The sequence below is a fragment of the Bradyrhizobium jicamae genome (assembly GCF_018130215.1).
Taxonomy (GTDB): domain Bacteria; phylum Pseudomonadota; class Alphaproteobacteria; order Rhizobiales; family Xanthobacteraceae; genus Bradyrhizobium; species Bradyrhizobium jicamae_A.
Genome location: NZ_JAFCKQ010000093.1, coordinates 1 through 9,201, shown reverse-complemented (window position 1 = coordinate 9,201; position 9,201 = coordinate 1). Strand labels below are relative to the sequence as shown.

Annotated in this window: 11 protein-coding genes and 3 pseudogenes; 8 read left to right on the top strand and 6 right to left on the bottom strand. The window is 58.7% G+C overall.

Features of this window, described 5'->3' with window-relative positions:
- Positions 1–361 precede the first annotated feature (361 nt).
- Together JQ586_RS41015 and JQ586_RS39675 are read right to left on the bottom strand one after the other, a co-directional pair.
- Positions 362–586 (bottom strand): hypothetical protein, encoded by a 225-nt coding sequence (locus tag JQ586_RS41015; RefSeq protein ID WP_409411055.1) that lies wholly within the window; start codon positions 584–586, stop codon positions 362–364.
- Between the two features lie 242 nt (positions 587–828).
- Positions 829–1,218 (bottom strand): response regulator, encoded by a 390-nt coding sequence (locus tag JQ586_RS39675; RefSeq protein ID WP_212400060.1) that lies wholly within the window; start codon positions 1,216–1,218, stop codon positions 829–831.
- Positions 1,219–1,416: 198 nt separating this feature from the next.
- Between JQ586_RS39675 and JQ586_RS39670 the strand changes: the two genes are divergently transcribed.
- The gene (locus JQ586_RS39670) at positions 1,417–1,644 is read left to right on the top strand and encodes a hypothetical protein (RefSeq protein WP_212400061.1); all 228 of its coding nucleotides are present in this window, start codon (positions 1,417–1,419) and stop codon (positions 1,642–1,644) included.
- A 576-nt stretch (positions 1,645–2,220) separates the two neighbouring features.
- Here the strand turns inward: JQ586_RS39670 and JQ586_RS39665 are convergent.
- The gene (locus JQ586_RS39665) at positions 2,221–2,487 is read right to left on the bottom strand and encodes a hypothetical protein (RefSeq protein ID WP_212400059.1); all 267 of its coding nucleotides are present in this window, start codon (positions 2,485–2,487) and stop codon (positions 2,221–2,223) included.
- A 127-nt stretch (positions 2,488–2,614) separates the two neighbouring features.
- Between JQ586_RS39665 and JQ586_RS39660 the strand changes: the two genes are divergently transcribed.
- Together JQ586_RS39660 and JQ586_RS41755 are read left to right on the top strand one after the other, a co-directional pair.
- Complete coding sequence (locus JQ586_RS39660; protein WP_212400058.1) at positions 2,615–2,857, top strand: hypothetical protein; 243 nt, start codon at positions 2,615–2,617, stop codon at positions 2,855–2,857.
- A 445-nt stretch (positions 2,858–3,302) separates the two neighbouring features.
- Positions 3,303–3,509, top strand: coding sequence for a hypothetical protein (locus JQ586_RS41755; RefSeq protein WP_409411054.1), 207 nt, complete (start codon positions 3,303–3,305; stop codon positions 3,507–3,509).
- A gap of 105 nt (positions 3,510–3,614) precedes the next feature.
- Here the strand turns inward: JQ586_RS41755 and JQ586_RS39650 are convergent, their stop codons facing one another.
- Positions 3,615–3,809, bottom strand: coding sequence for a DUF2934 domain-containing protein (locus JQ586_RS39650; protein ID WP_409411053.1), 195 nt, complete (start codon positions 3,807–3,809; stop codon positions 3,615–3,617).
- Between the two features lie 497 nt (positions 3,810–4,306).
- Here JQ586_RS39650 and JQ586_RS41010 point away from each other — a divergent pair.
- The 4 genes and pseudogenes from JQ586_RS41010 to JQ586_RS39630 form a co-directional block, all read left to right on the top strand.
- Positions 4,307–4,544 (top strand): annotated as a pseudogene (locus JQ586_RS41010) (xanthine dehydrogenase family protein molybdopterin-binding subunit); the annotation flags it as partial.
- Between the two features lie 54 nt (positions 4,545–4,598).
- Positions 4,599–4,868: a hypothetical protein gene (locus JQ586_RS39640; protein WP_212400055.1), complete on the top strand. Its 270-nt coding sequence runs from the start codon at positions 4,599–4,601 to the stop codon at positions 4,866–4,868.
- 402 nt (positions 4,869–5,270) lie between these two features.
- A pseudogene (locus JQ586_RS41005) lies at positions 5,271–5,459 on the top strand (hypothetical protein); the annotation flags it as partial.
- 200 nt (positions 5,460–5,659) lie between these two features.
- Positions 5,660–5,944, top strand: a complete 285-nt coding sequence (locus tag JQ586_RS39630; RefSeq protein WP_212400054.1) for a hypothetical protein — start codon at positions 5,660–5,662, stop codon at positions 5,942–5,944.
- A 215-nt stretch (positions 5,945–6,159) separates the two neighbouring features.
- Here JQ586_RS39630 and JQ586_RS39625 read toward each other — a convergent pair.
- Positions 6,160–6,484: pseudogene (locus JQ586_RS39625) on the bottom strand (DNA topoisomerase IB); the annotation flags it as partial.
- 654 nt (positions 6,485–7,138) lie between these two features.
- Here JQ586_RS39625 and JQ586_RS39620 point away from each other — a divergent pair.
- The gene (locus tag JQ586_RS39620) at positions 7,139–8,026 is read left to right on the top strand and encodes a transglutaminase family protein (protein WP_212400053.1); all 888 of its coding nucleotides are present in this window, start codon (positions 7,139–7,141) and stop codon (positions 8,024–8,026) included.
- A gap of 377 nt (positions 8,027–8,403) precedes the next feature.
- On the opposite strand, the gene JQ586_RS39615 is transcribed toward JQ586_RS39620, so the two are convergent.
- Positions 8,404–9,201 (bottom strand): inorganic phosphate transporter (locus JQ586_RS39615; RefSeq protein WP_212400052.1); only part of this gene is annotated, 798 nt, incomplete at its 5' end.

Here is a 9,201-nt window from a genome sequence, read left to right as displayed (position 1 = left end):
CATCATATCGACGGTCTGGAGATTGCCTTTGCCTGCGCTGCGGCAGTGTCGTTTCTGGCCCTAATTGCCAGCGTGGCTTGGCTTTTTTTGCGATGATTGCAGACAACCGAGACCGCCTCAATTGGAGGGGGCCCTGTAAGGTCCACACCGGCCGTGTGGCGTGCCATCGGCCATGAACCGGCTCTATTTCCGCCTGTCGCAGGTCTGGCTGGCGGTCTCGTGACGTGGCTGTCTATGTGCTCGTCGCGTGAGGGCGCCAACCGCGATCGTCTTTATTGACGGAAAATGAAATACCAGACGCGAACTAGCGCTCACAGCCGGTCATCCAGCTTCCGGCCCACCGCCGGAAGCGTCCGGTTCTTCACCTTGATCCAGTCCTTCGACCGGCCGCCGCGTACGGTCGATCGGATCGCTTTGACACGAGCCCTTCGAGACCTAGGTCGCAAGCGGCTCGGAAAAGGTCGGGACCGATCACTCCGGTCTCGAACGGGTTGACGAAGATGCCCGCGGCCCGGCGTTGCAGTAACCGCTCGAGCTTGGCCTTGCGCGTCAAGAGCGGCAGTGAGCGGAGATCTTCGCCGCCCAGCGCGAGCAGGTCGAAGGCGCACAGCCGTCGGCATTGTGCTTTCCACCATGCAGCGCCGCGAGGTCGGAGATCCCGCCGGCGCAGAGGATCACGGCCTCGCTATCAATGACGAACTGCTTCTGCCGGTTTGACAGTGCAGCCTCGACGATCCGCGGAAAGCGCGTGGACCAGTTGTTGCCGCCCTTTGTGATCAGCCAAACGCGATCGGCATTGCGCTCGACTCGCAGGCGGTAGACGATGCGCTACTGACAAGTCATTCCATAGCGACAGAGTTGCAATGCATGGCGGGCCAATGCATTTGCATCAAAGGGCTTTTCCCACCGAGGCACATCAGCAAACCGGGCCGGGATTAGCTCAGAGCCATAACCTGTAGAAAAAATGAAGGGTATCGCTCGCCGTTTCAATTCGTCGGCAAGGGCGAATGAATTATCCCCTCGCAGGTCGATATCGAGGATGCCTATGTCGAACCCGCTCCGAGCGATTTGTTCACGCGCGTCTTGCAGGTCGCCGGCAAGTGGCATGACCTCTGCGCCCAACGAGGTAAGGGCAATCCGCAAGTCGTTGGCTAGAAAGTATTCGTCCTCAACAACGAGGACGCGCCACCGGATCAGGGGTACTTGCGGGTTCGGCATTTGGGGGACACCTCAGCGTTGATACCCGCCGAAACGCACCTTAAACCTTCCCTGTCATCATGTAAACCATTGATTTGACTATAGTATTTTACTCAGTTGGCAAGGTTGCAGCATACTTGGAAGCTTAACCTATGTTAGCGCACTACTCAGAGTTAGATGATTGAGTTCGCAACTCACTTTGCTCAAGGGAACGTTGCGTTGAACGAACTGCGTGGCGAACGATTGCAGGTGATGCTCTCGCCCGAAGAGCTGGCAGCGGTTGATGATTTCCGCTTCAAACATCGGATGCCGACGAGAGCGGCTGCGGTCAGAGAGATGTTGAAATTGGGATTGGCTGCAATCGGTATCGATGCCAAGGCTGGGGTGAAGTCGAGCGACTACGGCGTGTTCGACCGCGGGCCGTCCGGTCACGTGGACGAAAGCTAATCACCGAGGCCCGGTAGGCGGTTTTGGGACCGAGAGCCGCAAAATGAAACTGCTATGCGAATATTTGGAACACGCGCTTCCTTTGAGCGCCCTTGCGACGCAGGAAACCGATCCTGAACTAATATCGCAATTTGCAGAAAGCGTGCTTTAAAGGCAATTGCACCGCAACTCGAAACTCCGTGCACACTTTGGCGAGGCACCCTTACGCCAGCCTAGAAGATTCGATAGAATTGAACGGATGGTCAGCCCCGCTGCACATATTGTCCGTGTGATGACCGACAGTCGGGACCAGCGTCTTTGGCTGGCGTTCGCGCCGCCTGATGACGCGATCAATCGAGTTTTAGATTCGGTTCCGGAGGGGTGGGCAGCCGCGCTGCTGGCGAACTATGATCTGTCCCCGTCAGAAGTTATGGCGCTGCACCTCTGCCCCGGCGACGTCCGCGAGATCACTTCAAGAGCAAATTAGGCCACGACCGTTTTCAAACTAGGCCACTGAGTCGGAAACAAGCCAGCACCCCTCATGCGCAGGCTGCCGGCTTGTCATGGCTCACAAATACAGCGTCGTGGGTGTGATCGTCACCACTTCCAAATTGCGGCCGCGAGGTAAACCGGATCTTGCAAACCGGGAATGCTTCGATCCGAGAATCCCCACGTCGGTCCCGGCTTGACCTCCCAGTTGCCGCCGCGGTGCGCTATTGCTTCGTTCACCACCGACCGGAATGCGCGGATTGCATCGTCATCCTTCTGGTCGCAGAAGATCATGAACGAGTTGGGACCCTTCTCCAGAACTTGATACCCCGGGCCGCCTTTGCGCAATTCCTCAAAGTAGTCGTCCACGTCCATCGTCTCTGCCCCGTGATTTCGCGGCGAAGATCACACAGCTGCAACCGCGAGGCGAGCCTATTGATGCGCCAGCCGCCGAGTGGCCTCAGTCCGTCTGATCGGATTGAACGCAGAAGGCGAGCCTGCTTTGAAGACGCCGATCCTTTACGATGACCGACCCGGCTTCAAATATCACTTGAAGGTTTATTCGTTCCGAGCGATCACCGCTGTTGCCGCATGGGCGCTGATCGTCGCCGCGTTCTATGAAAAACCGGAGTTGCTGACCGCTGCCCAGCGCGCCTACAGCGTGATATCGAAGCGCTTGGCGACGTCGTTCCACCGCCTTGGGGACCTCGAATCGAGTTTGTTTTCAGGGAGATCGGCGGCTTGATCTGGCTCCAAATCACCTTGGTCGTGCTCGCCCACAGCACTCTCAAGGATTACCGGAACTTGGCGAGCCGTGCGAGGGGACCGGTTGCCTTGATCGCGGGCTAACAACTGCACTGCGGTCATGAAAGCAACCCTTAACGAGATCGAAGTGGGATGCGTTCCGCAAATCGCGTGCATCAACCTCGCTTAATCACGGACGTGCACAAATCCACGATTCCATAGGAAACGCCTCACTCCATGTTCGTTGTAAGCGAACAACTAAGGAGACAATCATGCGGCGCATCGCAATAGCAACATTTATCTTGGCTGGCTTGGCGCCAGCGGCGGCTCAACAGACATCCCCATTGCAAAATCTGCAAAACGAAGCTGACAAGGGTATCAAAACTGAAAATTCCGGTGCATCGGGTTACGTTGGCAAGCAGACGAGGCCGGGTTCTGCGGCGCAGGTGCAAGCCACTCCTGGTCGCACGAATTCCAGCAGCGATGCGCCCGGCGCTCAGAATTCTGGAACCGGCGTCGCGGGGGCACCCGGAAACAAAAACGGTCCTCCGGCGAACGGGACGGTAGGGCAGAATAGCACTGTCCGAGCGCAAGATTCGTCCAATATTCAGGGCCTGCCTGGAAATAAGAGCGGTCCGCCTGCCAAGCATTGAGCGTTCGTTGCTGAGCAATCCATCCCAAAAAAAGCCTGCAGCCAAAGGCCAAGCGCTGACAACATTGTCAGCGTGGTTTGCTCGCGATGCGCCTCAGTGTCGGTGCTAGGGCATTTGTTCGTAAGGGCCAGCCGGCGCCCCACGTGGGTCGTATGAGCGGTCAAAGCGTGTCGGGCGTTCGTAACGGCGAGCGCCCCTATCCTCGTTGAGCAATTCCTGCTCGGCCAGGTGCCAGAACTCTTCGTCCCGCCCCTCCGGCTTTCCAGCCTTCTCCCAAAAGCTCGTAAGCCCTGGCTGCAATGGCTTCGTCGATACGCTTGTTCATGGCTTTTGGATCCACAAACCTTTGGAACGCTTCGCCTATGTTCCAGCAAGAGAGAGTTAAAAGATGATGGACACACCGTCCGAGCCTTGATGCGGCTGACCGCCACATCGCCAAAGGCGAAGCGGCCGTCAGTAAGCAACTTCGCTTGGTGGAAACTCTGAAAGACGACGGGCACGACGTAACCGAAGCAGCCAAGCAGCTTCGAGACTTCGAGGAGCACCGCAGCAACATCATGAGGATGATTGAGCAGATACGCGGGCTTGGCTTAAGAAACCGAGTCCAACGTCGGCTGACGGCAATGCCATATCGCTTCGGAACTGGTCGATAAGCAGCTTCGCGGTCCGCGATCGCTGCATCCCGATCGGATTACGCAAAGCCCATGTCGCGTGGCGGAAACGACATGCCATCGATGACGACCGGCCGATCGGTGCGCTGCGCGAGATCAGTAACGTCCAAGACCTCGATATAAAGTATCGGTTATCGTGACGGCAGGGTCGAGCAGGGCAACTTCGACACCTTCCGGGTGATCCGAATTGACGAAGCCCCGCTCGTCGCCAACGTCCACATCGTGCCGCCGGACCCGAAACGCGCCGAGCGGTGGCGGCGAACCCGGCGTCCCGCCGTTTGCGCCTGCGCTGACCAACGCGATCTTCGCCGCCACCGGCAAGCGGATTTGCACCCAGCCGATCGGCACGCAATTAGAGGCGTGAGACGGAACCTTAAATAGGCCACGTTGTTTTCGTCGATCTGAAAGGAACAGACCGATGAACATCAAGCCCATCACAACCTGGGCGCTCGCGGCGTTGATGCTGTCGGGTGCCGTTGTTTTCGACGTACACCCGGTTGTGGCGCAACAAGGCTCCGTACCGGCAACCGCGACGCGACCGGCCAAGACGCCGCAGGGACAGACCTCCATTCCCAGCGCCGCTCCACCGGCCACCGCTACCCAAACCACGGGCGAGGTCCCGCGCGACCCGATGATCAAGAAAATGAACGAAGACGAAAAGAAGAAGGTTGAGACCGAAGGAAAGTAGTGCGGTCGGCCCGTCGTGGCCAACACTTGCCGGGCACCGATGCGGCTGCGAGGAAGGCCGCGCCGCCGGCTGTTGACGCTCGACGTGCTGCGCTGGGTTAAGACCCGCGCTGAAGCAACGTCCCGCGCATGTCGAGCGCAAAATCCAGTCAGCGCGAGGCTTGTCGGCAAAGCGGGCGACGTGCGCAAGCTCCTCGCTACGCGCAGGAACGGATTGTGGCGGGGTGAAGCCTGCGGTCAAAGTCGCCATCGAGGGCCACGCGGAATGATGGCGATGACGGCAAGCAACATGGCGGCCCGGGGCGGACGGACGAGAAAGTCCTGGGTAGTCGATGGCCCGCGCTGAGCACTCGTTGTCAGCCGCGACAAGGCAGCCGACGGTCAATTCTTTTATAGTGTTTCGACCACGGGTATCTATTGTCATCCGTCCTGCCCGTCACGCACCGAAGCGGAAGTGCGCTGGTGGCGAGAGCCTGCCGGATCGTCGAGGCGAGCGAAGAAGAATCGTCGCTTGATGAAATCGCGCGCGCAGTCGGCCTCAGCGACAACTATTTTACCGCGTCTTCGAGGCGGAGACCCGATTGACGCCTAAGGATTATGGGACCCGCTACCCGACCAAGCGCGTTCGAGACGGACTTGCGTCCGGAAGCACGGTGACGCATGCGATAGGGTTCAGTCCCAGTGGACGTTTCTACGAGAAAATCGATGCGCGTTCGCGGCAACTGGCTTGGAACTCTCTCCCACATCAGAAGTTCGGGTTTCTGGTTCAATCATCAGGATAGGAGACGATGAATGAAGATGATGAAAACGGTTTTCCTCGGCACGCTCAGCGTTGCTATGCTGGCCGGTTCAGCGATGACGGCTTCTGCAGCAGTCGTCTGCAATGGCGATGTTTGTTGGCACACGCATGAACGCTACACTTATCCGAGGGAGTCAGGCGTCATCATTCACGAGGACGATTGGCATCCTGGTCCCAATGTTACCTTCCGCGAGCACGAAGGCCGCGGCTACTGGCGCGGTGAAAGCTGGGAGACGGTGCCTGAAGACGAGGGGGTTGTGCGCGAAGAACGGCGATAAGGCGCAGTACTACAGGCAGCCGCGGCCAGTCGCTTTAGGCGGCAGGCCGCGGAGGCCGTCGGAGATCGTGGGAAAGTGTCAGTTTTTGCTGGGGCAAATCTCTTTGACAACTTACCAGGCCGCGAAGACGGTTAAAGCAAGCCGGCTTGGGCGGCCGGCCTGATAATGAAAAAGCGCGGCAAGCGCGCCATCGCTTGCAGCACCCGGCGGCGTGCCTACACAGCGGGATTCAGTGCCCGAAGCCGTTTGAGAAGGAAGGCCAGAACCATTATTTCGTCGACGTTTGAACTTTTGAGCGATCTTCGCGTCGAGCATCCTGACGAGATCGCCCGATAGATACGCGCTTAGGATCTCCGGATGTACATAGCTCCTCCGGCAGATCGCCGGTGTATTGCCGAGTTGCTTGGCGACCCTTTCGATGGCGGCGACGATATTGCGTTTTGCTTCGGCCTGGCTGTCATACTTCTTGAACTCCGACAATGCGAGGGCTGCCAACACGGTGCCGGCCCAGGTCCGGAAGTCCTTGGCGGTAAAATCTTGCTTGCAGCCTCATGCGAGATGGCCTCCGTCTGCGATTAACCGCAGCGACAGCCGGATGTTCCGAAGGAGGAACATCCGGCTTCTCCGCTGGTTTAAGCACGCGGGAGGTTTGAGAGGAGACGGTATGCGGGTAACCATCGATCGGAGTGGTCAGAAAGCGGCCGAATCGCTCAATCTGGAGGCCGAAGTCGATGCTTGGCGGAGCAAGCGCAGCCGGCGACCCGTTTCCATGACCGGTAAAATCCCCGTCGTCCGCATCCGCCGGCGCGTGCGGCCGACGTCGTTATCCGCCAGCGGACCGCACGCTCTCGGTCACGACAGCCTAGCGCCTCTAACGCAAGCGCTGCAAATGTCAGACACGGCGAAAGCTGGGGCGAAAAAACCGGGTGGGCCGCGCGTGGTGGCCCATCGCGATGGACGGACAAAAGCCGCTGCCGCCGGGGCCGGGCGCCCCGCATGAATGCGCCTCGCCGGCACCCGCCTCTCGGCGGCGCGCGTGACGAGGATGGTCATCACGGCCTGCGCTCTCTTGCGGACGCCTTTCCGTCGCTTGCCTGAAGAGGCGTTGGGTGGTGCTCAAACAATTTGACCGTACGCTGACTGGAACCCGAATGGGCGCCCGCGCTTATTCTTCACCATCAGGAGACAGAGACGGTGAAGATCGAAGCCGGGTATGACATCGCTTTCCAGTGCGTTCAGGACGTGCCGATGGTGCTGATGTTGAGTGTGCATCCCTCTCGCCAGCAGGATCTACTGATCAAACATCGTATCCAATTCTCTCCCAACGTTCGTGCTCGCGATTACCTCGATTCCTTTGGCAATATCTTTACGAGATTGGTGGCGCCCGCGGGCCTCCTTCAAATCCGCAACCGCTTTGCCATCGCCGACAGCGGCCAGCCTGACGAGGTCGCACCCCAGGCAGAGCAATGGGAAATCGACAGTTTGCCGGATGAGGCGATAATCTATCTGCTTTGCAGCCCTTACTGCGATACTCAAAAGCTAACCGATCTCGCGTGGGCACAGTTCGGCGGCATTCGGGGCGGTTGGCAGCGGGTTCAGGCCATCTGCGATTACGTGCATGGACGGATTGAGTTCGGTTATCACCACGCGCGCGATGACCGCACGGCGGCGGAAGCTCATGAGGAGCGCGTCGGGGTTTGCCGGGATTTCACGCACCTTGCAGTGTCGCTATGTCGCTGCATGAACATTCCGGCGCGCTATTGCACCGGCTATCTCGGGGATATCGGAGTGCCGCGAGATCCGGCTCCCATGGATTTTAGCGCTTGGTTCGAGGCCTTTCTCGGCGGGAGATGGTACGCGTTCGATGCGCGTCACAATCGTCCGCGGATTGGCCGGATTCTAATCGGGCGAGGCCGGGACGCGGCCGATGTCGCGATTTCAACGAACTTCGGTCCTGCGCAACTGGCGCATTTTGCGGTCATCACCGAAGAAGTCGACCCAGCTACGGATATTTGTGGCACGGGAGGCAGAATTATCAAGAGTCAGCATCAACATACTGCTCTGCCCATTCAATTGTCCTAACAAACGTCAGTGAGCGACGCGCGCCCGCGGCCAATGGTCGAGTTCGCAGTTCCCCCTCGCGCCAGGCCCGCGCGACCGTAATGGTTCATGCTATCCGGTCCGGCGGCAAGCCTCGGGTCGGCGATGAAGGACATGCAAGCGCACCTTGAGAAGATCATGAACGAGGCCAGTCTGATAACCCCAACGCAACGAAGAAGGAGCTGTTCGCCAAGCTCGCCGCTCACCACAAGGTGCTGGCCGGCGAGATTGAGCGCTCTATCGTTCCCTGCGCAACTCCTTGGGCCTCGCCGGCGGGGCCATTAGGCGGCATTGCGGGTAGGGCTATCGGCGACTGAGGCTGAATGGGTGATGGACATACCAGGACTCGCGTGGCTCATTCAAGAAAGCGCATAGAAGAAAAATGCTGAAAGCGCCATGGTACCCGGCAGTGTCAAGATCCAAGCTATCGCTATCCGCTGTAGAGCCGGCGGCTGCAGCCCTGCACCTGAGCCAACCATTGTCCCCGCGATCCCGCCGGTCACGACATGGGTCGTGCTCACCGGGAGACCTGTGAAGCCCGCGGACGCAATCAAGGTCGATGCGACTGCCTCGGCTGTCCCACCCTGCATCGGGTTCATCCTTACTCTGCCGATTCCTTCTCCCAGCGTTTTCACGATGCGTTTGTAGCCAATCATTGTGCCAGCCCCCAGACACAGTGCGCTCAAGATGCGGACCCACCAAGGTGCATACTGCACGATGCCGGTTAAGTGTTCGAGATAATCTTTTGCTTGGGCTCGCTGCGTATCTGTCGCTGAGTTCTTGTGTTCAATCGCGCCAAGCTCGGCAATGACGACGTTGAGCCGATGTCGCAGAGGAGAGCGCTTGTTTGATGGAATAGCCGTGATCGAATGCACCCCTGCCAATCCGTCAAGAAGAGTTTGCGCGCTAGTGATGGCAACTTGCCTTTGCTGATCGCCCGCCTGCTGAAATAGCGAGATGCTTTGCGGCAGGATCTGCGATGATTGGGTTAGCTGTTCACTGGAAACATATTCATTGAGCGCATAGGTCTGGGGCATGAGGCCGATGATCGCCAGCATGATGAATCCGATACTCTTTTGGCCGTCATTCGTCCCATGAGCGAACGAAACACCCGTGCATGTCAAGACGAGCAGTCCACGCAGCCACCAGACTGGCCG

What these genes read in the sequence shown, in the direction of transcription:
- JQ586_RS39640 (WP_212400055.1), top strand. Translation starts at nt 4,599, where the DNA reads ATGAACATCAAGCCCATCACAACCTGGGCGCTCGCGGCGTTGATGCTG.
- JQ586_RS39675 (WP_212400060.1), bottom strand. Translation starts at nt 1,218, where the DNA reads ATGCCGAACCCGCAAGTACCCCTGATCCGGTGGCGCGTCCTCGTTGTT.
- JQ586_RS39665 (WP_212400059.1), bottom strand. Translation starts at nt 2,487, where the DNA reads ATGGACGTGGACGACTACTTTGAGGAATTGCGCAAAGGCGGCCCGGGG.
- JQ586_RS39630 (WP_212400054.1), top strand. Translation starts at nt 5,660, where the DNA reads ATGAAGATGATGAAAACGGTTTTCCTCGGCACGCTCAGCGTTGCTATG.